This window comes from Sphingobacterium sp. Ag1, assembly GCF_000988325.1.
In the GTDB taxonomy this organism is placed as follows: domain Bacteria; phylum Bacteroidota; class Bacteroidia; order Sphingobacteriales; family Sphingobacteriaceae; genus Sphingobacterium.
This window is the reverse complement of sequence record NZ_LBGU01000043.1, coordinates 440,564-466,859: the sequence shown is the minus strand read 5'-3', so window position 1 is coordinate 466,859 and position 26,296 is coordinate 440,564. Positions and strand designations below refer to the sequence as shown.

Here is a 26,296-nt window from a genome sequence, read left to right as displayed (position 1 = left end):
TTCTACCACTTTACCTTCCAAATTTCCAACAATCGAAAAACAGGATATTTGACGGAGCCTTGCCTTTAAAAACAAAGTATAAATCATGTACTCCCTTCACTTTATCGGCTAGTACAGTCTCCACTGTAGTCCAGCGGTCATCGCCTCCCGTCATGGGAACTTGTATAGTAGCTAGTAAAGCCCCATCGATCGCTCCCGAACGTACCTCCATACTGACACCACCGTTATGTGTTGTTCCCAGTCGCGCAAAAAAATTGCTTGCACCTCTCTCACCAAAGTCAACGTTTTTCACACAGGTATAAGCTCCATCTTTCTTTGCTTTTATAAAAACGCCTACTTTTTCATTCTGATAGGATTTAACATATTCGGACCACGCAATCATTTCGGCCTGATGGAGCTCGTAGGGATTCACCGCTGCTAGCGCACGAGTAATTCCAGCTGTCATTTTCATCGGCGGGATACTGCCATCTGGATTAAAGCTTAACTCCTGAACAGCAACAGAGCGCGTAAAACCTCCACCGCCGGGCAAAGCTCCATTGTGGTAAAAGAAGTAACTCTTTCCTTTAAAATCAACAACACCTGGATGGTTTGTGAATGCTTTTCCTTCCGCAGGCATGATTACTCCGCCATACTTCCAGGGACCTTCGGCTTTTTTGCTGGTCGAATAACCGATAAATTCAGGTAGAGGACCTCCCGGCCAAAAGAGATAATACAAGCCATTTCTTTTATACAACCAGGGACCCTCCTCATAGCTTGTCGGTCGTTTCGGGTCGCCCGCTCGTTTTCCGAAAGAAGCTGCCGTCATTGGAACCTCAACGATATCACCTGCATAGGAGATCATATCTTCATTCAGCTTGACATATTTCAATTGGGGATTCCCCCAGTACATATGCGCCTGACCATCGTCGTCAATAAATACAGTCGGATCGATATCGCCCCATTCACTCTGCAGCAACGGTTTGCCCAAAGGATCATGAAATGGACCTAATGGGCTATTCCCGACAGCAACGCCGATCGCACCGCGGTTGTTCTGCTTAGAAATAACAGGCACGTATAGATAAAATTTACCGTTTTTTTCAACACATTGTGCCGCCCAGGCATCACCTTTTGCCCAATCAAAATCAGTATAAGAGAGAATCGCACCATGATCCGTCCAGTTTACCATATCATCGGTTGAATACACACGCCAATTGTTCATATTAAACCAGGTGGACTCTTCTTCATCCTGTGTGGTGTATAGATAATGACGGTTATTATATACCAAAGGTGCAGGATCTGCCGTATAGGCTGTTTGTACAATCGGATTTTGTGCCTTCAATGCATTTATCGTAACAAAAAACATGATCAGAAACCCGACCAGTAATAGCGTAAAAAATTGTTTTCTCATATCATTTTAATTGCTGGTCAAATGGAAGTAATCAAAGTCTACATAGCCGCCAGCTGCTTTACTCGCATAGTTAAAAAGTCCGAACCGATACCCCATAAAATGAGGAATGGTATAACTCATTTTTAACACGTTACCTATTCTGTTCCAATTGTGTCCATCCGTACTATAAAAAAATTGGGCCGTATCTTTTTTGTTTGAAAAATCACAGCTCGCTTTAAAAAATACACGTTGCTGTTTGAGGTCGATCTTGGCCAGTTCTTGTGGTGCCCCCGTCATCGCATTGATCATTACCAATGATTTTGTGTTTCCTTCCATCCGAACTCCTACTAAACCATAGTTTTTTTGCAATAGCGATAATCCGGCGAAATCACCATCTTTCATGTTAGAAACCTCTACAGCAATAGCGGCGCTGCAGCTCGGGCCGATGGTGCGTTGCGTCAATGTATTTTTAGCCGACAGAAAGTCCTCAGTAAGGTCGCCGGTTCGCAGTCTCAAAAAGCCACTGCGTTCGGTCACTGACCATAGATCAACAGCTGGGTTATGGTTCCATTGCCATACTAGGGGAAGGGCGGGTTCGCCAGCTTTCCGCTCAAAATCATCTGAGCTAACAATTCCAGGGCTTAAGCTTTTATTTGCGGCAAGATCCAATGTGGTTGGTACCTTTCCATCAATTCCAAGCACAGGCCAGCCATCCTCCCAGTTGACCGGAACCAAAAACGGAATTCGGCCTACAGCACCATAATCCTGAAAAAGATAAGCATACCATTTTCCGTTGGGCATATCGATCAGCCCTCCCTGTGCCACACCCTGATCCTGCAAAACCACTTTCCCCTCATACGGACCTTCCAATTGGCTGGCCCGATGTACAATTACTGTGCGCATCCCTCCCGCTGGCCATGAAATATTAAAAAGATAATACATACCATTGATCTTAAACATTTGGGATCCTTCCGCAGGTAAACCGGCTTTGCCTTCTTTAGGATTGGCGGGTAAAGAGGCATTCTCTATCAATACCCGTTGTGTTCCTGCTTTAACACCTGAAAAATCTGGCGATAATTCAGCAATATAGATGCGCCCCCCACCCCAGATCATATAAATTTTCCCCTCGTCAAAGAATAAGCTATGATCGTGCATCATCGGTTGAAATTCTTTCGAAGTCCAGGGTCCATGTTCAATATCTGCTGTCTGGTAAACATGCGTTTTTCCTGTATTGGCCGAAAATGTGCTGACATAGTACCGCCCCTCATGAAAGCGCAAACTGCTCGCCCAGGAGCCGTGCCCATACGCATTTTTATGGTTTGACAGATTGAGTTCATCCTGATCGCCAAGACGATCGTAAGCATAATTGATCATCGTCCAATTGACAAGATCTTTGGACTTCATAATCGGGACACCGGGATTCATATGCATGGTCGTGCTGCTCATATAATAGGTATCACCGACGCGTATCATGGACATATCGGGCACATCAGCAAAGATGATTGGATTATGGGCCTGTTGCGCTGTCGCTCCCAAAAACGTGATCATCGAGGAGAAGACAAAAGCGCTGATTTTCATTCTTAACATATTGACAGGATTTATGAGTCGCATTAATTTAGTAAACCTTAAATGTATAGTATTTTCCAGGCAAGGTTCCTACATCGTATTCATAATAGCTTGGTAATTCAATTCCTTTCAAGTGTGAATCTGCCGAATGAATAGTTGCTGGTGTTATTACAGGAGCTAAAAGGGCATTAGTCTGTTCGCCTTTTGCTATTTGAAGTTCAGGTCCTTTCAATGGCGAAGCCGTGCGCAGCCGCAAATTACCGCCTAAAGATGAAAAGACCATAACTTCCTTTATCTTTCCTTTTTGCCATTGCATTTCAATTTCAAATCCACCGCGCGCCTTGATCCCCTTTACCCAGCCGTCTTTCCATTGATCGGGAATAGCTGGCAGTAAATGCACAGCACCATCGTGGCTTTGGATCAGCATCTCCGCAATTCCGGCCGTTAAGCCAAAATTACCATCAATCTGAAATGGAGGATGTGCCGTAAACAGATTGGGATAGGTACGTCCCTCGGGATGGTTTTCATCGGAAACCGTCAACATCTTTTTTATAATTTCGTAGGCATGGTTTCCGTCCAATAAACGGGCCCATAAATTTATTTTCCATCCAATTGACCATCCCGTCGCAAAATCACCTCGATAGATCAACGAATTACGTGCTGCCTCAAACAATTCAGGCGTGCGGAACGGTGAAATTTGACTACCTGGAAACAATCCATATAAATGGGATACATGCCGATGTTGATTGTGCGGATCATCCACGTCTTCCAGCCATTCTTGTAACTGAGTATAACGACCTATATGCATTGGTGGAATCCGCCGTGCCGTTGCCAATAATGTGTCCCTATACATTGCATCAACACCGAGGGCTTCTGCCGCCAAAGCAGTACGTGTCAGCATGTCGTAGCATAGCTGATTATCCATGGTTACGCCTGCCGCAAGTGGCCCTTGCTCGGGCGAAATTGAAGGACTCAGAACGAGCCATTGTTTAGTCGGATAACCACGATGCTCGACAAGCACAGACAAAAGAAAGTCGCAAGCTCCCCTCATTACTGGATAATATTGCCTTAAAAAGACCTTATCTCCCGTAAAAATGTAATGTTCCCACAAATGTTGAGACAACCACAGCCCTCCACTCGGCCACATTCCGGCAGCCGCAAAATCAATCGGACTCGTCACGCGCCAGATATCGGTATTGTGATGGGCCACCCAGCCGCGCGCATGGTACAATGTCTTCGCTGTCTCTTCTCCACTTTCACTGAGCTCTTTAATCATCGAAAATAACGGCTGGAGCGTGCCAGAAAGGTTGGTAACCTCTGCTGGCCAATAGTTCATTTCGGTATTGATATTGATCGTATATTTACTGTCCCAGGCTGGTTGCATGGAGCGGTTCCAGATGCCTTGCAGATTAGCAGGTTGACCACCTGCCTGCGAAGAACAGATAAGCAAATAGCGGCCGAATTGAGTCAACAAAGTCACGAGCGCCGGGTCCTGTGTACGGGCAAAATTTGCGATACGCTTTGCAATAGGCTCCTGATGTTCACTGCTCAAACTGCCCAAATGGAGCTGGAAGCGGTTAAATTGTTTGCCATAAGAAGCGATGTGCTGCCGCAAAGCAAGCTGATAATCCTTATCCATCGCTTTTTGCAACCTTTTAGCAGCCACCTTATGGGGATCAGCCCCCAATTGTTTGTAATTTTGAAAATTGCTCGTTATGGAAATGTAAAGAGAAATAGAACTTGCACCTTTTATATCAATCGATTGGTCTTTCACAACAAGCTGTCCATCGGTATGCTTTACTCCCGTATGAATCTGATAAACAACCTGCCCTTTAATACCCTCATGATCGGATCCTCGTCCTGCTAATATAAGCTTATCACCGTTTTTGTAAATAGTATGCTTCGACTCATTCTCATAAGTTAATGTGCAGTTGAGTTTCCTTTTCTTACTCGACTTTATTTTCATGACAATGACATCATCAGCAAACGAAGTAAAAACTTCTCTGGTAAATGTTACCCCATCTACTGTATAACGGGACAGTGCTACCGCCCGTTCAATATCCAGTTCGCGATAATAATCCTGATACTGTTCGTGCCCAGGAAACCGCAGCAGTATATTTCCTGCGGTCTGATAGGGCATGCCATGGGTTTTGGTGAAGAAGGTTTCATTCGCAAGCCTATCGGCTTCAGCCGATTTTCCATCGAATATATAATGCTGAATAGTTTTTAATGCCGCCCCACCTTTTTTATTATCGTTGCGATAAGGTCCACCCGCCCAAATAGTTTCCTCATTGAGCTGCATGCGTTCACAAGATGGAATTCCATAAACCATCGAGCCCAACCGACCATTTCCCAGCGGTAAAGCTTGTTCCCATACCCTTTCGTCTGCAGGCCGATCATACCATAGGGTCAATGTCGATCGCTTTTGGGCAAACAACAAAGTAGTATGCAGTGACAAGATCACAATGAATATACTTATGTACTTCCAAATAAAGTTTTCAATCATTTTTCTTGATACCATTTTTTGCAGTTTCGGGATTAATGCAGAGGACCAACAAACTCATTGTGAGATAGGCCGAGGCAAACCGTCGAATAGTTTATTGCTATGATCAACTTATTAAGGTCTTTTATTTCTTATCCTTAAATAACAATTGCGAAACATTATAGAGGTCATTTCTCCACACATTGAAGTCATGCCCTCCAGGCTCCAGATAATAAATATGAGGCACTCCGTGTTCTAAAAGGTACTCATGTGTACGCTTACTGATATTGAGCAAACCGTCCTGGTCACCACAGGAGATCCACAGCATTTTTAGGCTATCTTTAGCTTCTTTTGGAGCAGGCAGTAATTCCTGTGGCATCTTGGTGTTTGGCGCAGAAGAAAAACCCCCGACCCACGAGAAGGTATCCATATGGCCCAGTCCAAAATTCAGCGCCTGGCCTCCCCCCATAGACAACCCAAAAATCGCGCGGTGTTCACGATCCTTGATAACGGGAAACTGCTTTTCAACAAATGGAATCAGGTCATTGAGCAGATCTTTTTCAAAAGTTGAAAACGCCGCTACCCGATCCGGTGCCATCACATTTCCACCAGCACGGTCATCTTCCATGGCACGGCCATTGGGCATGATCACCAGCATGGGTTCCATTTTTCCTTCCGCATATAGGTTATCGAAAATAACCTGCGGATTTCCATGTCTGAACCATTCCCGTTCATCGCCGCCTATTCCATGCAGCAGGTACAGTACAGGGTATTTTTTTGCGGTATCATATCCCGGCGGCGTATAGATTAAGGCTTTCCTAGTAAGCCCTACAGTTTTCGAAGGATAAACTACGGAGTCGATTTTTCCATAGGACGCCAATTTTCGTTCCACATCGAATCCTTGTGGAGCAGCCTGCTGCGCCCGAGCGATTAAGCTGACAGAAAACACGCACAATAACGTGTAGATCATTTTTCTCATCATATAATTGGTTTAACAGTACATCAATTTTAGGTAAGCAACCGATAAAAGCAACAGCGCACATCCAATCTAGAAACAGTTGCCTAATTTCATAATAGAACAATAGCCCATGGCAATTAGGTCGCCACTTTCCTCTTGATTACCCGTAATACCGCCGCTACAATAGCGTCGGCGTTTAGGCCATATTTATCCATCAGCGCACTTGGCGGTCCCGATTCACCGAAACTGTCGTTTACAGCTACATATTCTTGCGGAGTAGGCAATTGTTTTGCTAACAGTTGCGCGACACTATCTCCGAGTCCACCGATACGGTTATGTTCTTCGGCTGTAACAACGCAGCCCGTCTTAGCGACAGAAGTCAGTACCGCTTTCTCGTCTAGGGGTTTGATGGTATGGATATTAATGATTTCGGCATCAATACCCAATGTTTCCAATTCTTCCCCCGCACGTATAGCTTCCCAAACGAGATGCCCTGTTGCCAAAATAGTCACTGCATTACCCGGGTTGAGCATCACGGCTTCACCGATCACAAATTGCTGATCTTCGGGTGTAAAAACCGGCACCACTGGCCGTCCAAACCGCAGGTAAACAGGCCCTTTGTGCTTGGCGGCAGCTTTCGTCGCTGCCTTCGTCTGGTTATAATCGCAAGGGTTGATCACCGTCATCCCGGGAAGCATCTTCATCAATCCGATATCTTCCAATATCTGATGCGTCGCTCCATCTTCGCCTAAGGTGAGACCTGCGTGCGAGGCTGCTATTTTTACGTTTTTATCCGAATAGGCGATGGACTGCCGGATCTGATCATATACCCGACCCGTTGAAAAATTGGCAAATGTACCTGTAAACGGTATTTTTCCACCAATGGTAAGTCCAGCCGCAATACCCATCATATTTGCTTCGGCAATGCCGATCTGAAAAAAACGCTCCGGAAAGGCCTTGATGAAATCGTTCATTTTGAGGGAACCGATCAGGTCTGCACAGAGTGCTACCACATTTTCGTCTTCCTTTCCCGCTTCCAGCAAACCGGCACCAAATCCAGAACGTGTGTCTTTCGATTCTGTGTATGTATATTTTTTCATGTTAATTCTATTTCAAAATCTCCTTTCCTAGGAGACGATATAATCACCCAAAGTTTCTGCATTCTGGTTTAAAGCTATAAGCAGTTGCTCTTCGCTGGGAGCAATGCCATGCCATTTATGCGAGCCCATCATAAAATCGACGCCATTACCCATTTCCGTATGGAGCAACACCATTACTGGCAAGCCAACTCCGGTTGAAGCCTGAGCCTTTCGAAGCCCTGAAATCACAGAACCAATATCATTACCACGCATAATCTCAATAACCTTCCAGCCAAATGCCATCCATTTGCGAGGTAGGTCGCCCAACGAAAGGACATCGTTGGTCGCACCATCAATCTGGGCACCATTGTAATCTACAATAGCAATCAGATTATCCATTTTGTTGTGGGCGGCATACATGGCCGCTTCCCATACCTGCCCTTCCTGCAATTCACCATCGCCCATCAGCACATAAACAAAGCGGTTATCTTTATTTAGTTTTTTTGCTTGAGCAGCGCCAATAGCGACAGAAAGCCCTTGTCCCAGGGATCCCGAAGCGACCCGGATACCTGGCAGTCCTTCATGCGTTGTCGGATGTCCCTGCAACCGTGAGTTGAGTTTTCTGAAAGTGGCAAGTTCATCGATTGGAAAATACCCCGATCGCGCCAACACACTATAAAATACCGGAGAGATATGACCATTGGAAAGGAAAAACAGATCTTCCCCCACACCATTCAAGTCAAAATGATCGTTTCGCTGCATCAACTCGAAATACAAAGAGACCAACAATTCAGTACAACCCAATGATCCTCCAGGATGCCCCGATTGACAACCGTGTACCATGCGGACAATATCTCTTCTAACTTGCTTAACAATAGCTTCTAAATTATGTATACTATGTTTCGTCATGACCATCTTAATTGTTACTTTGTGCAGCAACGCGTTTATGATCAGCTAAAAATTGAGCGAGCCCACTGTCCGTCAGCGGATGTTTTAAGAGGGAGAAGATGGCCTGTAATGGACCCGTCATGACATCTGCACCAATCTTGGCACAACCTAGTATATGCGCACTATGACGTACCGAAGCCGCAAGAATTTGGGTTTCAAAAGCATAATTATCATAAATGGTCCGTATTTCACGGATCAGCGCCAATCCATCGACAGAAATATCATCTAGCCTTCCGACAAAAGGCGATACATAAGTAGCTCCAGCTTTCGCGGCCAATAGTGCCTGGCCTGCGGAAAATACCAACGTACAATTCGTTTTAATATGTTTCGTACTAAAATATTTGATCGCTTTAACGCCGTCTTCAGTCATCGGAACCTTAACAACAATCTTAGCGTCCAAGGCCGCCAGGAGCAAACCCTCCTCAATCATTGCGTTATAATCTGTCGAAATTACTTCAGCACTGACATCACCCTCCACAATATCACAGATAGCTTTGTAATGGGCATGTACATGAGTTGTTCCTGTAATGCCCTCTTTGGCCATGAGCGAAGGATTGGTCGTCACTCCATCTAGGACACCTAAATTTTGAGCCATACGAATCTCAGTGAGACTTGCTGTATCGATAAAAAATTTCATCTTTTTGAGTTGATTAGTTTTGTATTCGCTAGATCTCTAGCGATTGGTTATAAGGCAAAACTATAGTTTTCAACCAGATAGGATTGCAACAAATAAAAAAAAGAAGGGTAAAAATGTTTAAAACAGATTACCCTTCCAAAAAACTGATCTAAAACGACCTTTTTAAACGACAATTTTGTGCTTATTACACGGATGTGCTTTTTTGCAATTGGATATATTCACTTGGTGTCATTTGATATTTCGCTTTAAAGACTTTTGTAAAATAGTTTGGATTGGCAAATCCCGTCTCGTAAGCAATTTCAGAAATGGACTTATCACTTTTTTCAAGCAAGCCTGCAGCCTTTTCTAGTTTTACCGAGCGTATAAAATCTACAGGTGACATTCCCGTAAGTTCCAGCAACTTATTGTATAGGGAGGCTCGGCTCATCGATGTGTGGGCACTCAGCGCTTCTACCGAAAGTTGTGGATTATCGATATTATCGTGCACATATTTGAGCACTTTTTGTAAAAATTTATCTTTTTCGGACTTAATCGTCATTTCGGGAGCTACAATAGATACCTGTTTACTATAGACTTCCTTGAATGCTTGGTTCAGCTGGAGCAGGCTGTTAACCTTCGCCACCAGTACATCCATATCAAAGGGTTTGGTCAGGTAACCCACCGCCCCAGACTCAAGGCCACAGACAAGACCATTATCGACTTGCGAAGCCGTTAGCAAAACAACAGGGATATGTTTTGTCCGCTTATCCTGTGCAAGCTTCTGTGAAAATTCCATACCATTCATATACGGCATCTGTACATCGCTCACCACAAGGTCAGGATGATGGAAAAGTGCTTTTTGCCAGCCATCCTTACCGTTGGTAGCCTCGATAATCTGATAATACTCTTTTAAAGACTCGCTGAGGTAATACCTAAAATCTTCATCATCTTCAATAATCAACACAAGTGGGCATTGTCTAAGCTCCGCAGGTTGTGCCAAAGCGATCGCTTCTGGTTCAGGCACACCTTCGTAAACTGGATCAGCTTGATCCAACCATAGATCAAACTTAAAGACACTTCCGCTGTCAGGTTGACTGCTTACCGAAATCTCGCCATGATACATCTGAACAAATGATTGTGCAATTGACAGTCCGATTCCTGAACCTTGGCTCGCCACCTTACCTTCATTATCATGCTGAAAAAAACTTTCAAATATCGACTTCTGCAGCTGCTCAGGAATGCCAATACCTGTATCGCGCACTTCAAGGTAAACATGCAGCTTTTTATTGACCATATTTACCGAAGATATACTTACGGCGATATCCCCACCTTTTTTCGTGAATTTGAAAGCATTATAGATCAAATTAAACAAAATACGCTCAACCTTGTTACGGTCAAATCGGCAATATAATTTATCCTGGCAAGGGTAAAAAGAATAATCTATCCCTTTTTGTAAGGCCATATCCTGAAATGAGCGATATACTTCCTGGACAAAAGTGACCAACTCGCCAGCCTCATCCTGCAATTTCAGTTCATGGTATTCCATTTTTCGAAAATCAAGTAACTGATTGACCAAATTCAACAGGCGGCGCGCGTTACGGCTGATCAAATTAAGCTGTTCCCCCAGCTTACTATCTTTATTTTTAGCAACCAATGCATCTATAGGGCCCATGATCAAAGAGATTGGTGTGCGGAATTCATGACTTAAATTAGTTAAAAACCTAATTTTCATCGCATCCAATTGATGTTTGGTCTCTGCATCCCTTTTCTGTTGCTCAATAAGCTGCCGCGCCTGGATACGTTCCTGCTCGAGCGCAAATTTTTGCTTTAACTTTTGAATCCCACGATGCCTGATGGACAACAGCACCGCAACAAAGGCTAGCACATAAAATAAATAGGCATAAATTGTACGCCAAAACGGTGGCGCAACGTGTATCGCTATCGATTTGATTTCCTTATTCCAAATACCATCATTGTTGCTTGCGCGTACCTCAAAAACATAGTCTCCAGGATCTAAATTTGTATAATAAGCACTGTTTTCCTTTCCGTTTCGAATCCAGTTTTTGTCAAAACCGACGAGACGGTACTCATAATTGTTGTCTTCCGGCACGGTAAGGTTTAATGCCGCAAAAGAAATTGAAAAATTCTGCTTATACTTCAGGTTGATGCGATCGGCAGTCAACAGAGACTGTTGTATCGGACCATTTTCGGTAGGCTGAATGATCACATTGTCAATTTTTAGATCCGTTAACGCGACCTTGGCAGGATTACTGTTGGTTTTTAAATGAGCGGGATAAAAATGGTTAAACCCTTTCTGTCCGCCAAAGTAAATTTCTCCGTCATCCGTTTTTAACGACGCCCCAAGCATAAAAGCGCCGTCTTGCAATCCAACTGCATTTGAATAATTTTTAAACGTATGCTGTGTTGGAGAATAACAACTCAAGCCTTTGTTCGTTGAAAACCAAATCCGCCCTCTATCATCTTCAATAATACTCTGGATAGCACCATTCACTAACCCATCTTTCTCGGAAAGCGTTTCAAATAGTGCTTTCCCTTTTCGTAGCAAACCTACCCCGTTACCGTTTGTTCCGACCCATAGATTCCCGTTTTTATCTGCATGTATAGCTAAAATATAATTGCTAGGAAGCCTATTTTTTGCTTTATCATAAAGTGTAGCGCTTTTTTTCAAAGGATCATACATCGCCAGACCCGAGCCGTACGTCCCTATCCACATGTTGTGACCCTGGTCTTCAGCTAGGGCACGTATAAAATTCCCTGGCAACTCCATCCCATCGTCTGAGTGTTCTTCCCGTTTGTATTTTTTGACAGTTCCACTTCCCTTTTGGATGATATTCACACCGCCTCCATTTGTCCCAACCCATGTATTTCCCTGAAAGTCAACTTTCAAACAAAAAATATCATTATTATTCAAGTTGTCTGTCCGATTACCAACGGTGTATCTTTTGAGATTCCCTGAAGTGAGGTCATAACGCATCACCCCTTGCTGATAAGTTCCGATCCAAAGCTCATCGAGTTTTCTTTCCAAGGCCAGTACTGTAAGATCTTTAGGCAGGCTGGCAGAAAGCGCAACGGATGACAATCGGTCAGTCGTTCGATCGTATTTCCAAATACCACCACCGTCAACTCCCAAAAAGATCTTACTTTGATAGGCCGCAAAAGAGGTCACCATTGCTGGGTCTCCAGTCATACCTTCCAGGAAATCCAGACTTTTTAAACTGAACTGACTTAAATTGGTATCGAATTTATTTAAGCCCCCCTGAAATGTACCTATCCAGTAGATTCCACTGTTGTCCATAAATATAGACCGTATCGATTTATGAGAAAGGCTATGAACATTACTTAAGTCAGGCTTAAAGGTCCGAACTGTAAAATCATTGGTATTAAGTATATCAAGACCATTGTCCGTTCCGATCCATAAGTCCCGCTTTTGATTATAACACAAGGTATAAATGCGTGGGCTACTCAAAACAGCTTTTCCCACGCCTGCCCCAAATTTATTGAACAGAACATCGCCCGGGCTTAAATATTTAAGTCCGAGCATAGACCCGATCCAGATTCTCCCTTTATCATCTTCAACAATGGAAGTAACTTCAACCCCATTCCCATAACCTTCCTGCTCCGTAAGAACTTCAAAACGTTTGATGGTCTTTAAATCTGCTGAGATACGAAAAATTCCATTCTCTGACGACACCCACATGTTGCTGTGTCGATCGCGAAAGACACATCCTGTCACTTTACCCGCAAACATTTCCACAATACGTCGATAGGTTGGATCCATCTTCTTTTGTAGATCATTGACATCCAAAATATACAGAGCACCATAAGAAGCGATCCAAATATTTCCTTTTGCATCCTGATCAATTGCGTTAATCGCCGTGCTGAGCCATTTACCATCGGGTGTAAGATTATACGACCGTATACGGTCAGCTTCCCGATCATAATAACTTAAACCACCCCCATTTGTACCGATCCATATCCTTCCCTTTTTGTCTTCATTTAAGGCTGAAATATGATTTGCCATTAAACTGTTTGCTTTATTCGCATCATAGCGATAGACACTGTAATGACGTCCGTCGAAACGATTCAGTCCATCTTCTGTCCCCAGCCAAAGAAAACCATAGCTATCGCGATAGATACTATAGATCGTATTGGAGGAAAGTCCGTCTTTTGAAGAATAGCGTTGAAATGTTACAGGCTGGTTTTGCCCGTATGAAAACAACGTCAGCAGCATCCAGCTTAATGCCAGTAAAATCCGTATCATATCTTTAGGTATATCATCCCACCACAAAAACTTGAGGTGAGCAACTAAATTATCAAATTAATCCCTTCCAAACTAGTCTTCACAACGATTTATACACCACTGACTGTCATTTTTGACATTCTTATCCTTCATTTAAACATTCTTGCTATCCCTGCGAATTTACAATGGCTAGCTTTGGTCTACAATTATAAACTGCTTTGAAAGGCATCTCCCATTGATGGGGAAATTGTGTCTCAATGATGCAACCGGTTGCGATATAATTAAGACCGGGAGAAATAACCAATTATTAAACAAAAATATGATAGCACAGAACAGTCCTTAAATGACGGTTCATTTTTGCCAAATGAACCGCACGAAACAGGTATCATTATACCTAACCAATTCAAGAAAATTTAACCAATAATTCTTCAACCTATTTATCAATCAACATGCGATGATGATTATATGTACAATCACACAAGTAAGGCATTGGAAAAAGCTATGGGGCATAGCTAAACCGTTCACTTTACTGCTGTTCCTACTTTACATGGGACAAGCGACACTCTACGCCCAAGCCAAAAGGCAGATAAGGGGTATTGTCGTCGATAGTAACCATAAAAAGGTGAGCGGCGCGTCCATCAGGGTAAAGGGCACCTCACTAGCCACGGCTACCGATGACAATGGAGTTTTCACGATCCAAGTCCCTGCCGATATTAATTTATTGACCATCTCCAAACTAGGATATGGTCAACTCGAAGTGGATATCCACAATAAGAACACGGTGGAAGTACAGTTAACCGACAAGTCTATCGAAATCGAGGAAACCGTTGTTGTCGGTTACGGTCGTCAGAAAAAAGAAACCGTTGTTGGCGCCATTGCGCAAACTTCCGGTAAAATACTCGAGCGCGCAGGTGGTGTTTCTAGTGTAGGAGCGGCATTGACCGGTAATGTGCCCGGTGTCATTACCACGGCAAGTACCGGTATGCCGGGGGAAGAAGACCCCCGTATTGTGATCCGCGGACGCAGTACCTGGAATAATACCGACCCATTAGTCATGGTCGATGGGGTGGAACGACCATTATCCGCTGTTGATATCAGTTCCATCGAAACTATTTCCGTGCTCAAAGACGCATCAGCAACCGCCGTGTATGGTGTCAGAGGAGCCAACGGCGTTATTTTAATCACCACCAAGCGAGGGAAAGAAGGGCAAATGCTGATCCGCGGTACCGTAAACAACATTGTTAAGACCGTCTCCCAGCTTCCGGGCAAAATGGATTCATACGATGCATTGATGCTACGCAATAAAGTGATTGAGTATGAATTAGGCATTAACCCTGCCAGTTGGGCCGATTATTCACCACAGGATATTATCAATAAATACCGTTTCCCGGCCGACCAAACGGAACGGGAGCGCTATGTAAATACCGATTGGGCAAAAGAACTCTTTAAAAGCCAAGCATTTTCGCAAAATAGCAGTATTAATATTGCCGGCGGTACACCATTTGTCAAATACTTTGCCAATGCAGATTATCTCTACGAAGGTGATATGTTCCGCCAGTTTGAAAACGCCAGAGGGTATAAAGCAGGCTATGGATTTAACCGGCTCAACGTGCGTTCGAATCTGGATTTCCAGCTTACGCCAACAACAAAATTTTCAACGAATCTTGCGGGCTCCCGCGGTGTCCGAAAAAGTCCGTTTGGTGGCGGCAATAATTATTCCTATTGGATTGCAGCCTACACCGTAGCGCCGGATGTTATTTATCCACGTTATTCCGATGGCACCTGGGGATTTAATGCGCCAAACCCGAATGCCGGAATAAACTCCGCGCGTGTACTGGCCATCAGTGGAACGGAATATACAACTACAAGTCGCATTACAAGCGATTTCACACTGGAACAGGATCTTAAGTTCTTAGCAAAAGGGCTCAATATACGGGGAACGCTCTCGCTGGATAACACTTTTGTTGAAGCCAATCGTGGTATCAACGACGCGAATAATAACACGCAGAGCAAGTGGATAGATCCCAAAACTGGACTTCCTACCTATCAGATCCCTTTCGATGGCACCAATAGATTTGATTTTGTGGAGGGTATTGACTGGACAACAGGAGCAGGATTTGTCGACGACAGAGCCACTTACAGAAGATTATTTTATCAGCTACAATTAAATTATGCAACAACCATTGCTCAACACCACAATATTTCGGCAATGGGACTTGTCAACCGAAATCAATACGGTAGGGGGAGCACCGTTCCCTCCTATCGCGAAGACTGGGTATTCCGCACGACCTACAACTATAAAAACAGATATATGCTGGAGTATAACGGCGCATACACAGGATCGGAGAAATTTGCCCCCGAAAACAGATTTGCCTTTTTTAATTCAGGTGGTATTGGCTGGTTAGTTTCGGAAGAAGAGTTTATGAAGCCATTATCCTTTTTGAACACCTTAAAGCTGCGTGGCTCTTATGGGGATATTGGCGACGATAGTGGTGGTGGACAGTTTCTTTATTTAACGCAATGGGCTTATGGCGGTACTTCAGGAATGGGGGTAGACGGCCGGTTTTCCTACTCGGATGGAAATACCAGTCCTTACATCTGGTATAAAGAAAATGTGCTTGGAAACCCCAATATCCGTTGGGAAAAAGTGAAGAAATTAAACTTCGGCGTAGATTTCGGACTGTTCAATGGACAGATTTCCGGAAAGGTAGACTTCTTCAAAGATCATCGGACGAATGTGCTTATCACAGGTGGCGGTCGGTCTATTCCATCCTATTTTGGAGTCGAGGCTCCAACGGCCAACCTTGGAGAGGTAGAAAATAAAGGTTATGAGGTCGAACTGAAATTCAATAAACAACTTAACCCCGATTGGCGGATATGGGCCGATGTCAATTTTACTCATGCCAAGGATAAAGTCATTAATGCCGATGCACCTGAGTTGCTACCCGAATATCAAAAACCGGATAACAAACAGGTGAGTCAAACCTATTCCTATGTTAGCTCCGGATATTATAATACCTGGGATGAACTGTATGGCAGCACCATACATGAAAGCAATGACCTTGCTAAGCTTCCCGGCAATTACCACATCCTGGACTATAACGGCGATGGTATTATCGATGCCAAAGACAATATTCCTTATGCCTTTCCCTCCGTTCCACAAAACACCTACAATTGTACGATTGGGTTTGACTGGAAGAATTTCAGTGTCATGACACAATGGTATGCCGTCAACAATGTGACGCGTCAGGTTGTCTTCAATAGTTTCTCGGGACAGCTAAATTTGGCCTACGATGAGGGCTCTTATTGGTCAAAGGACAATATCAATGCGGATGTACCACTCCCCCGGTGGTTATCCCAGTCAAGCAGCTACGCCCCTGGCAACAGATATATGTTTGACGGTTCATACATTCGATTGAAGACAGCAGAAATTGCTTACAATTTTAATCGCGAATCCGGCGTAATCAAACGCCTGGGTCTACAGAATCTCCGCCTATTCCTGAATGGCAACAACCTGGTCTTCTGGTCGAAAATGCCGGATGACCGAGAATCCAATTACGCCGGTACCGGTTGGGCTTCTCAAGGAGCCTATCCTACGGTAAAGCGTTTCAATCTAGGTGCAAACATTACTTTTTAAAGCAATTAGACAGATGAAAAAATATTTTAAGGTAATCTTTATAACGGGTGTACTGTGGTCCACTGCCTCACTACTATCCTGCAATAAATATCTAGACAAAGAGGAACAGTCGAATGTATCATCCAAAGAAGCATTTAAAAACTTTATCAACTTTCAGGGTTATACTGAAGAACTGTACAACTGTGTAGTCAATTTCAGCAACAACTACTGGACCAACTCCTGGAACTGGGGTGAAGATGAAATAACTTCCACAGCGAACAACTTTCATTACGTAAACAAGATCGATCAAGGCAATTTTTGGGGTTGGCAAAGGGAATTCGACGGTTGGGGTGCCGGTTGGATGGATCAGGGTGATTTTACCACCAGAAACGACGATGTATTTGCCAATCGTGCCTTCCGAGATCTATGGAGTGCCTCCTGGTTTGGCCTTCGTAAAATAAGCCTTGGCCTAGAGAATATCGATAAACTGACCGAAGCGACGCAGGAGGAAAGAAACCTGATCAAAGGGCAATTGTTATTTTTCAGGGGTTGGTTTCACCACCGGTTGATGGAATACTTTGGCGGTATGCCGTACATCAATTATGTACTCCCAAGTGACGAAAAGCTCCGGTTGCCAAGACTTAGCTACCAGGCCTGTGCAGACCTAGCTGCAGCCGATTTTAGAGAAGCGGCCAACCTCTTGCCGATCGACTGGGACAATACAACCGCAGGAAAGCGTACACTCGGTAAAAACCAGTTGCGCATCAATAAAATCATGGCACTGGCCTATCTTGGCAAAAACTACCTTTGGGCAGGAAGTCCACTGATGAATTTTCAGTCCACCGGAAGTAAAACCTATCAGGCTGATTACTGCAAAAAAGCTGCCCAGGCCTTTGGCGAATTGCTGTCCCTTGTGGAGAGCGGCCAGACAAATTATGCACTGGTACCCCTGGCCAATATTCATTTAAACTTTTACACCACGGGACAAAACTGGGCCATGCCAGGTAGTACAGAGGCCATATTCAGAGGCCCTTATATTGACGCTTGGGTGTCTAACTGGGGAACAAGCAAACAATATATTCCACTGGAGGTTGGAGATGGCGACCTTAAGTTTAACCCAACAGCAAATTATGTCGATTACTATGGCATGAAAAGCGGCTTACCAATCAAGGACATTACCCAGTCCGATGCGGAGTCGGGATACAATGCCGAATACCCCTGGAAAGATCGCGACCCACGCTTTTATAAGGACATTATTTTTGACGGCACAAAAGTCGTACAGGGAAATATGTCGGCATCAGAAGAAAAAAACCGCTATGCCAATCTATTCACAGGTGGCAGCTATCGGGATACCCGTACCGGAAGTCAGACAGGCTACGTCTTACGCAAATTTATCCCTTTAACATCCAATAAATATGATCAAGCCTACAGCTACGGTACCAATCTTCATATTTACGTCCCTTACATGCGTCTTGCTGATGTCTATCTGATGTATGCCGAGTCTGCCCTAATGGCTTCCAATTCGGCTACGGGCAAAGCAGACAATTACGGTAAAACAGCTGTCGATGCCATCAATATCGTACGCGATCGCGCCGGTGTGGGCCATGTAGACAGCAAATTTCTCAGCTCCGCGGCCGCCCTGCTTCCCGAGCTACGTCGCGAACGTGCTGTGGAACTTGCCTTCGAAGGTCACCGTTTTAATGATCTGCGCCGTTGGTTGTTATTGACCGAAGCGCCTTACACCTTAAAGAAAGCAGTTTCGTTTGATCGAGCAGGTATGTTTAACAACCAAGATCCGTCTCAAAATCGCGTAGTCAATATTCAAGAGAACGTTATTCTGGAACGCAAATTTACGAGCAAGCATTATTGGCTGCCACTAAAGGTCAGAGATGTCAATATGTATCCCGAGTTCTATCAGAACCCAGGCTGGTAACGAGTTTTTCATTTAATCATTTAAAAAATGAAGTACAAAAAATTAAGTATAGCACTATGTCTTGGATTAAGCTGGATTGCCACCACGGAAGGAATGGCCAAAGAATCGCTTAATCCAACCATTGGACAATATAAAAATACACATTCAACATGTTCGAAAACTGGTCTTCAGGATAGTATCGGCAAAGACAGTACAACACTTGTACAAGTTGCTTTCCGGAAAGTTCAGAAAAAAGACCTCATGGGCAATGTCCAGTCCATCAACATCCCACAATTGCTCGACAAGAGCTACAACACCTACAGTCTGGAAAATCTCGATGCCTTTATTTCCGGATATAACGGTAATATCTGGGGGATGAGCGGTTATCTGGTCTTAGTGGATGGATTTCCGCGCGACGCCAATAACGTTATGCCGACCGAGATCGATCAGATCAGTGTCCTAAAAGGAGTCAATGCCATTGCACTCTATGGTAGTCGGGCGGCAAAAGGAGTAATCAGCATTAACACCAAACGCGGAAAAGCTGGGGGTCAGCAGATAAAAATCAGGGCCAATAGCGGTATCAACACGGCGGTCAGTTATCCGCAATACCTGGGCTCTGCCGAATATATGACGTTATACAACGAGGCCCGGCAAAATGACGGTCTCTCGGCACTCTACGGTGCCGAAACCATCTACCAACATGCAGCCGGAACAAACCCTTTCCGCTACCCAAATGTTGATTATTATTCCTCGGACTATATCAAGGATCATTATAATCGCTACGATGCCACCGCCGAAATCTCAGGCGGAAATCAGCGGGCACAATATTATACCAACTTTGGTTTTTGGTCTGAAGGGTCTATGCTCAATTTTGGACAGGCCAAGAAAAATGGTGGTGCCAATCGATTTAATATGCGTGGCAACATCGACGTCAAAGTCAATGAAATGATCTCGCTCAATGTGGACGCTTCGGCCAGCTTTTACATGTTAAAAGGAGTCAACGCAGATTATTGGGGAGCAGCCGCCATCGCTAGGCCGCATCGCTTCTCCCCACTCATCCCGATCGATATGATCGAAGAAGGTGACATCAATTCGATGGTGTATGTCAACAATAGTAATTTTCTCATCGATGGTAAATACCTTCTGGGGGGAAGTCAGCTGGATCAGACCAATGCCTTTGCTAACATTTATGCCGGTGGCACCAACCGCTATCTTAACCGCCAGTTTCAATTCAATACAGGTTTGAATTTTGACTTGAAAAATATCCTGGAAGGATTGGTTTTCAAAACCAACCTCGCCGTGGACTATCAGTCCAATTACAATCAGGCCTACAACAACAATTATGCAGTATATCAAGCTTCATGGAACAACTATGACGGAAAAGATCGAATCAGTAGCCTTACAAAATATGGGGATGACCGCATTTCGGGCTTGCAAAACATCAGCGGCAGCACCTATCGGCAGACCATCGGACTCAATGGATCCTTAAACTTTAACCGCACCTACGATAACAACCACCATCTTTCGGCAATCCTATTGGCCAATGCATTTCAGATCGCTGCCTCCGGCAGTTACCATAAACTCAGTAATGCCAACCTAGGGCTACAGTTAGGCTACAACTATTCCGGTAAATATTATGTTGATTTTAGTAGCGCCTATAGCCATTCGGCAAAATTACCGCAGGGGAACAGACAGGCCCTCTCCCCGACATTAGCCCTTGCCTGGCGCCTGTCAAAAGAAAACTTTCTTGTCAATAGCAAAGTTGTCAATGACCTAAGGTTGTCCGCTTCGGCGGGGATCTTAAACACGGATCTGGACATTAGCGATTATTTCCTGTATCAAGGCTATTATACCTACAACAATGGGGCCTGGTATAGCTGGGCGGATGGCGCATTGGTGCACTCTTTCGACCGACGGAGAGGCGACAATCCAAACATGAAATTTCCAAAACGCAAGGAACTTAACATCAGCCTTGAAGGTGGACTTTACAATAACTTGATCACTTTCAATACATCCTACTTTTTTAACCGCATGAGCGGTGGTTTGGTGCAAGCGGCAACGCAATACCCGATGTATTTTACGACAGGTTGGCCTGTTTATTCGGATCTTCCCTTTATCAATTACAACAGTGACGAACGGCGGGGTGTAGACTTTGGAGTCAATCTGAACAAACAGTTAAACCAAACTTTTGTATCACTGGGACTCAATGGGATGTACTATACGACAAAGGCCGTAAAAAGGGACGAACTTTATCAGTTTAGCTATCAAAATAAAGCCGGGAAACCGCTCGATGCATTATGGGGTTTACAGCATGATGGTTTTTATATGAGCCAGTCCGACATTGACAATTCGGCCTTCTCTTCATTTGGTGAAGTAAAACCGGGTGATATTAAGTATAAAGACCAAAACGGGGACGGCACGATTGATACGCGTGACGAAGTTTATCTGGGCAAAGGCGGATGGAGCGGAGCTCCACTTACATTAGGACTCAACCTGACGGTCAAATGGAACAACTTCACCCTTTTTGCTGCCGCCACAGGCCAGTTTGGTGCCAAGGCCATGAAAAACAGTTCTTACTTTTGGGTAGATGCGGAGGATAAATATTCCGTGGTCGTGCGCGACCGCTGGACAGAGTCGACCAAAGAAACCGCTACTTATCCACGCCTAACTACCTTCAACAGTGATAACAACTTTCGAAGCTCAGATTTTTGGCTTTATAAGACGGATCGCATCAACCTGTCCAAAGTGCAGCTTTCCTACGATTTCCCCAAACGTATACTCAGTTCCAAATTTATCCATGAATTAGGTATTTACGCCAACGGATCCAATCTGTTGATGATTGCAAAGGAAAAAGAAATCATGCAATTGAATATCGGACAAGCGCCTCAAACGCGATTTTTCAACGTCGGCCTAAAGGCTCTATTTTAATCATGAATATTTAAAATGAGAATGATGAAAAAACTATTAACGCTAGCCATCGCGAGCAGCCTGTTATTTTCTTCCTGCGAAGATATGTTTGAACCGGCTCTCGAGAATAATCTTGAAATTGAAACGGCCAATAGCCGCCCGTTATATGCTCAGGGATTGCTTTTAAACGGATACAACCGAATTCCAAGCAATAGCTACAGCTTTGATGACGTTGCGACCGACAATGCGGTGAGCAACGATAAGAACAATACATTTCTAAAAACGGCAACCGGCCAGTGGACAAGTATCAACAACCCCTTTGATCAATGGCGCAACAGCTATTCGGCCATACAATACCTGAACAATTTTCTGTCCTTAACGGACCAGGTTGAATGGGCCATGGAGCCAAAAGTTAGCGCCCTATTCAACGACCGGATGAAAGGCGAAGCCTATGGCCTTCGTGCACTGTTTATGTTCCATCTCCTACAGGCGCATGCCGGCAAGTCAGGCACTGGAGAGATATTGGGCGTTCCGATCCATTTGACTCCTGAGACCGTCAATTCGGATTTCAATCAACCCCGAGCCTCATTTGAAGCCTGTATGCAGCAATTGTACGACGACATCAACAAAGCAGAGGATCTATTGCCGATGGATTATGAAAATATAGCAAGCGATAGCCAGGTTCCAGTTAAATATGCGGGAACCGTAAACGCCAATGATTACAATCGCGTATTTGGCTCCACGTTTAAATTACGGATGACCAAGCGCATTGCACAGGCTATTCGTGCCAGGGCAGCGCTATTAGCAGCAAGTCCAGCATACAGTGAAGGGAGTAAAACGACCTGGGAGCAAGCCGCGATCTATGCGGGGCAGGTCATCCAAGCCAAAGGCGGTGTCAGTGGGATCGACCCTAAAGGATTTACCTGGTACAATAAAGAGGTGGTCGACGGTTTAACCTCCGGCTCCAATCCGGCCGAAATTCTTTGGCGTACAGACAAAGGAAATAGTAACAGTATGGAACAAGATCATTTTCCGCCAACATTATTCGGTAGAGGCCGACTCAACCCAACGCAGAACCTGGTCGATGCCTTCCCTATGGAAAATGGCTATCCCATTGCCGATGCCAATTCGGCCTACAATAAAGCCAATCCTTACGATAAACGGGATCCACGATTGAAGACCTATATCATTGTCAATAGTGCGACAGCAGGTGTGAGCAATTCAGCGATCAATACGACAGCCAATAGTCCGACCAATGACGGCTTGAACAAAGTCGAAACATCCACACGAACCGGTTATTACCTGAAAAAGCTCCTGCGTCAGGATGTCAACCTCAACCCCTCATCTTCTACGCAACAAATGCACTTCAACGCGCGTATACGCATGACGGAAATGTATCTGGCCTATGCCGAGGCGGCCAATGAAGCTTGGGGACCTACAGGTATGGGTACCTTTACGTTCTCGGCCTACGACATCATCAAAGCTATTCGCCGGCGTGCAGGTGTAGGCACCAACAATGGCGACCCTTACCTGGAGCAAGTCAAAAACAATAAAGATCAAATGCGGCAGCTGATCCGAAACGAACGCCGACTGGAGCTTTGCTTTGAAGGATTCCGGTTTTGGGATCTTCGCCGTTGGAAAATGGATATCAATGTCGCCGCCAAGGGCATGAGTATCAACAACAACAGCTATACCGAAATACCTGTCGAGAATAGACTCTATGAAAACTATATGAATTACGGCCCAATCCCGTACAGCGAGGTACTTAAATACAGCAATCTTGTACAAAATATAGGTTGGAATTAAACTTAACATGCACACGATGAAAAAAATCAATATCCTGTACGCAATGGCTTTAGTAAGTTTGGCGTCCTGCAAAAATAACGACTGGGAGTTCCCTGACTTTGAATTTCAATCGGTATACTTCGCTTATCAGACACCGGTCAGAACAGTGACCCTGGGCGAAGACATCTTTGACAATAGCCTCGACAACCAACATAAGGTCAAAGTCATGGCAACTACAGGCGGCGTGTACAACAACAAAAAAGATATTCGTATCGACTTCGTTGTCGACAACAGTCTCACAAATGGGCTTCACTACCCAAATGGGCAGGCTGTTACCGCACTGCCTGACAATTATTATCAGCTTGCCAGCAACCAGATCAGCATTCCCAGCGGTAGCCTCACGGGCGGTGTGGAGGTACAGCTGACCGACGCGTTTTTTGCCGACCCCAAGTCGTTGGAAACCTATTACGTTTTACCGCTCCGGATGACAAAGGTTGTCAATGCCGATTCAATACTCTCCGGTAAAACCTCATTACAGACCGCCAATAGGGCAATTGCATCCGACTGGGACGCTGCACCGAAAGATTTTATCTTCTATGCCCTCAAATATATCAATCCCTGGCATGGCAATTACCTTCGCCGCGGTACCGATCAGATCGTTGGCAAAGGCGCCAACAGTAGCTTGACAAAAAGCGTTGTCAGGCATCAGGCCTACGTCGAAAAAGATGAAGTCAAAAACATCAGTACGGCAGCACTTAAGAAATCAGTCTTGCCCCTATCTTTTAAGGGAGCAGGTGATGTCAATATCAATGTCAATCTGAACCTATCTTTTGACGACGACAACAATTGCAGTGTTAGCTCAGCTAGTGCCGGCGTATCAGCTACCGGAAGTGGAAAATTCGTCAAACGGGGCGAAAAAAACAGCTGGGGCAATGCAGACCGAGATGCACTATATCTATCCTACACGATCGATATGGCACAAATGACCGTCACAAGCAAGGATACCCTCGTTATGCGGGACCGATCCGTAAAAATGGAAACTTTTACGCCCGTCAAAAAGTAGTATCAATTCAATAACGAACAACGATGAAAAAAATCAATAAAACTATCGTCATCCTACTTTCGCTCGGCACTGTCTGGAGTTCCTGCTCCAAATATCAACCCTTGGAATTTGCTGTTGATAAACCGCAGGAAGTGCTGGCGCAGGAAGATATAAATGCCTACAATCCCCTGAAAACTTATTTAGACAAACAGGCAAACCCCGCATTTAAACTTGGTGTCGCGCTCAATATGAACGATTATTTTAATAAAGGAGTACTCTACCGCTTGGCTAATCGTAATTTCGAAGAAATGGTGATGGGCTATGAAATGAAGCATGGTTCCATTGTGCAAGCCGACGGAAGCCTGAATCTATCTCGTGTAGAACAGCTGATCACAGCTGCACAGGAAAACAACATGGCACTGTATGGCCACACGTTGTGCTGGCATTCGGGACAGAATGCCGCCTATCTGAATAAGTTAATAGCTCCTGTGGTTATACCAGGTTCTGGAGGACCAGCTCTAGCGGGACATGCACTAAAAATGAGCAATCCCTCTGTTGTCAATGCCTGGGAAGCACAGACAGCCACAGACATTAACCCAACGGAAATAGGGAAAGAATATGTATTGAAGATTGTAGCCCGGGGCAGTAAAGCGGGCAACATTGGTATCGATCTGCAGAGCACCTCCAATTATACGGGCGACAATATGGGTTCATTGGCATTAACAACAAGCTACAAAGAATACGAACTCAAAGTCACCGCAACTGCAGCGCGTAACCGTTTTATCATCAATTTTGGTCAATATGATGGAACTATTTTCATCGACAAAGTCGTGCTGACAAAAACAGGTAATTCGGCAAGCCTTATTGCCAACAGTGATTTTGAAAACAATATTGATGGCTGGTTTGGCTGGGGAAACAATTCCTCCAGAGCGCAGTCCGCCAATGGCGAAGGTTATGGAAGCCCTGGGGGCAGCACGATCGAGAAAACCCCTGCCGAGAAAGAAGCCATTCTCGCGAAAGCGCTGGAGACATTTATTGCCGGCATGCTTGAGAAAACCAAAGGCTACATCAAGGCTTGGGACGTAGTCAACGAACCGATGTCCGACTGGCCCGACCAATATGCCCTAAAGACGGGAGTCGGCAAAACCGATCTGGCGGATGATGAATTCTACTGGCAGGATTATTTGGGTAAAGATTATGCCGTGAAAGCCTTCCAGTTTGCCCGCAAATATGGTAATGCCAATGATCTCCTTTTCATCAATGACTATGGCTTGGAAGGCAGTGGCAACAAATGTAAAGGGCTCATCGCCTATGTCGGCTACATCGAAGGCAAAGGGGCCAAAGTGGATGGAATCGGCACCCAGATGCACATCGATATCAATACCAGTAAAGACCAAATCGTCAGCATGTTCAATCTATTGGCCGCAACAGGCAAGCTGATTAAAGTGTCTGAGCTCGATATCGGCCTTGGAAACGGCATAAAGACCAGCAATGCAACAGCTGAAATGTATCAGAAACAGGCTGACTTATACAAGTTTGTCATTGAGAAATACCTCGAGATCATTCCCAAGGATAAACAGTACGGTATCACCCTATGGAGCCCGTTGGATAGTCCAGACCAAGAGGGTTCATTCTGGCGACGTGGAGAGCCCATCGGCTTATGGACCGAAGGATTTGTTCGAAAGCCAGCCTATCAGGCTGTTGCTGAGGCATTGTCAGCTAAAAAATAAGATCATTAATCACCCTTTAAATATGTAA

At 44.7% G+C, this 26,296-nt stretch carries 14 protein-coding genes; 6 read left to right on the top strand and 8 right to left on the bottom strand.

The genetic code is table 11. The annotated features are described in order from the left end of the window. Nucleotides 1–10 precede the first annotated feature (10 nt). From AAW12_RS19430 to AAW12_RS19395, 8 genes are all read right to left on the bottom strand, one after another. A complete protein-coding gene (locus AAW12_RS19430) occupies nt 11–1,387 on the bottom strand; it encodes a glycoside hydrolase family 43 protein (protein ID WP_046675269.1) in 1,377 nt (458 codons plus the stop codon). Between the two features lie 6 nt (nt 1,388–1,393). Beyond that, complete coding sequence (locus AAW12_RS19425; RefSeq protein ID WP_084823269.1) at nt 1,394–2,953, bottom strand: glycoside hydrolase 43 family protein; 1,560 nt, start codon at nt 2,951–2,953, stop codon at nt 1,394–1,396. A gap of 28 nt (nt 2,954–2,981) precedes the next feature. After that, entirely contained in the window at nt 2,982–5,453 is a 2,472-nt protein-coding gene (locus AAW12_RS19420) for a glycosyl hydrolase family 95 catalytic domain-containing protein (RefSeq protein ID WP_197084102.1), read from the bottom strand. A gap of 106 nt (nt 5,454–5,559) precedes the next feature. Continuing rightward, nucleotides 5,560–6,396 (bottom strand): alpha/beta hydrolase, encoded by an 837-nt coding sequence (locus AAW12_RS19415; RefSeq protein ID WP_231585307.1) that lies wholly within the window; start codon nt 6,394–6,396, stop codon nt 5,560–5,562. Nucleotides 6,397–6,509: 113 nt separating this feature from the next. Continuing rightward, entirely contained in the window at nt 6,510–7,472 is a 963-nt protein-coding gene (locus AAW12_RS19410) for a transketolase family protein (RefSeq protein ID WP_046675266.1), read from the bottom strand. Between the two features lie 27 nt (nt 7,473–7,499). After that, entirely contained in the window at nt 7,500–8,360 is an 861-nt protein-coding gene (locus AAW12_RS19405) for a transketolase (protein WP_231585306.1), read from the bottom strand. Nucleotides 8,361–8,367: 7 nt separating this feature from the next. Continuing rightward, nucleotides 8,368–9,036, bottom strand: a complete 669-nt coding sequence (fsa, locus tag AAW12_RS19400) for a fructose-6-phosphate aldolase (protein ID WP_046675264.1) — start codon at nt 9,034–9,036, stop codon at nt 8,368–8,370. 184 nt (nt 9,037–9,220) lie between these two features. Further along, a complete protein-coding gene (locus AAW12_RS19395; protein ID WP_046675263.1) occupies nt 9,221–13,297 on the bottom strand; it encodes a hybrid sensor histidine kinase/response regulator transcription factor in 4,077 nt (1,358 codons plus the stop codon). 433 nt (nt 13,298–13,730) lie between these two features. Here AAW12_RS19395 and AAW12_RS19390 point away from each other — a divergent pair, with 433 nt between their 5' ends. Genes AAW12_RS19390 through AAW12_RS19365 form a run of 6 tightly spaced genes read left to right on the top strand, consistent with a single transcriptional unit; the run spans nt 13,731 to nt 26,268 of the window. Next, nucleotides 13,731–16,913 carry a SusC/RagA family TonB-linked outer membrane protein gene (locus AAW12_RS19390; RefSeq protein WP_231585305.1) on the top strand — a complete coding sequence of 1,061 codons (3,183 nt, stop codon included), beginning with the start codon at nt 13,731–13,733 and terminating at the stop codon, nt 16,911–16,913. A 13-nt stretch (nt 16,914–16,926) separates the two neighbouring features. After that, nucleotides 16,927–18,825 (top strand): RagB/SusD family nutrient uptake outer membrane protein, encoded by a 1,899-nt coding sequence (locus tag AAW12_RS19385; RefSeq protein ID WP_046675262.1) that lies wholly within the window; start codon nt 16,927–16,929, stop codon nt 18,823–18,825. A gap of 27 nt (nt 18,826–18,852) precedes the next feature. Beyond that, a complete protein-coding gene (locus AAW12_RS19380) occupies nt 18,853–21,732 on the top strand; it encodes a SusC/RagA family TonB-linked outer membrane protein (protein WP_046675261.1) in 2,880 nt (959 codons plus the stop codon). Between the two features lie 24 nt (nt 21,733–21,756). Beyond that, a complete protein-coding gene (locus AAW12_RS19375; RefSeq protein ID WP_197084101.1) occupies nt 21,757–23,517 on the top strand; it encodes a RagB/SusD family nutrient uptake outer membrane protein in 1,761 nt (586 codons plus the stop codon). A 16-nt stretch (nt 23,518–23,533) separates the two neighbouring features. Beyond that, nucleotides 23,534–24,559 carry a DUF5627 domain-containing protein gene (locus AAW12_RS19370; protein WP_046675259.1) on the top strand — a complete coding sequence of 342 codons (1,026 nt, stop codon included), beginning with the start codon at nt 23,534–23,536 and terminating at the stop codon, nt 24,557–24,559. Between the two features lie 23 nt (nt 24,560–24,582). Beyond that, complete coding sequence (locus AAW12_RS19365; RefSeq protein WP_046675258.1) at nt 24,583–26,268, top strand: endo-1,4-beta-xylanase; 1,686 nt, start codon at nt 24,583–24,585, stop codon at nt 26,266–26,268. Nucleotides 26,269–26,296 lie beyond the last annotated feature (28 nt).

Excerpts from the sequence above, each read along its gene's own strand:
- AAW12_RS19430 (WP_046675269.1), bottom strand. The coding sequence starts at position 1,387 with ATGAGAAAACAATTTTTTACGCTATTACTGGTCGGGTTTCTGATCATG.
- AAW12_RS19425 (WP_084823269.1), bottom strand. The coding sequence starts at position 2,953 with ATGTTAAGAATGAAAATCAGCGCTTTTGTCTTCTCCTCGATGATCACG.
- AAW12_RS19420 (WP_197084102.1), bottom strand. The coding sequence starts at position 5,453 with ATGGTATCAAGAAAAATGATTGAAAACTTTATTTGGAAGTACATAAGT.
- AAW12_RS19415 (WP_231585307.1), bottom strand. The coding sequence starts at position 6,396 with ATGATGAGAAAAATGATCTACACGTTATTGTGCGTGTTTTCTGTCAGC.
- AAW12_RS19410 (WP_046675266.1), bottom strand. The coding sequence starts at position 7,472 with ATGAAAAAATATACATACACAGAATCGAAAGACACACGTTCTGGATTT.
- AAW12_RS19405 (WP_231585306.1), bottom strand. The coding sequence starts at position 8,360 with ATGACGAAACATAGTATACATAATTTAGAAGCTATTGTTAAGCAAGTT.
- fsa (WP_046675264.1), bottom strand. The coding sequence starts at position 9,036 with ATGAAATTTTTTATCGATACAGCAAGTCTCACTGAGATTCGTATGGCT.
- AAW12_RS19395 (WP_046675263.1), bottom strand. The coding sequence starts at position 13,297 with ATGATACGGATTTTACTGGCATTAAGCTGGATGCTGCTGACGTTGTTT.
- AAW12_RS19390 (WP_231585305.1), top strand. The coding sequence starts at position 13,731 with ATGATGATTATATGTACAATCACACAAGTAAGGCATTGGAAAAAGCTA.
- AAW12_RS19385 (WP_046675262.1), top strand. The coding sequence starts at position 16,927 with ATGAAAAAATATTTTAAGGTAATCTTTATAACGGGTGTACTGTGGTCC.
- AAW12_RS19380 (WP_046675261.1), top strand. The coding sequence starts at position 18,853 with ATGAAGTACAAAAAATTAAGTATAGCACTATGTCTTGGATTAAGCTGG.
- AAW12_RS19375 (WP_197084101.1), top strand. The coding sequence starts at position 21,757 with ATGAAAAAACTATTAACGCTAGCCATCGCGAGCAGCCTGTTATTTTCT.
- AAW12_RS19370 (WP_046675259.1), top strand. The coding sequence starts at position 23,534 with ATGAAAAAAATCAATATCCTGTACGCAATGGCTTTAGTAAGTTTGGCG.
- AAW12_RS19365 (WP_046675258.1), top strand. The coding sequence starts at position 24,583 with ATGAAAAAAATCAATAAAACTATCGTCATCCTACTTTCGCTCGGCACT.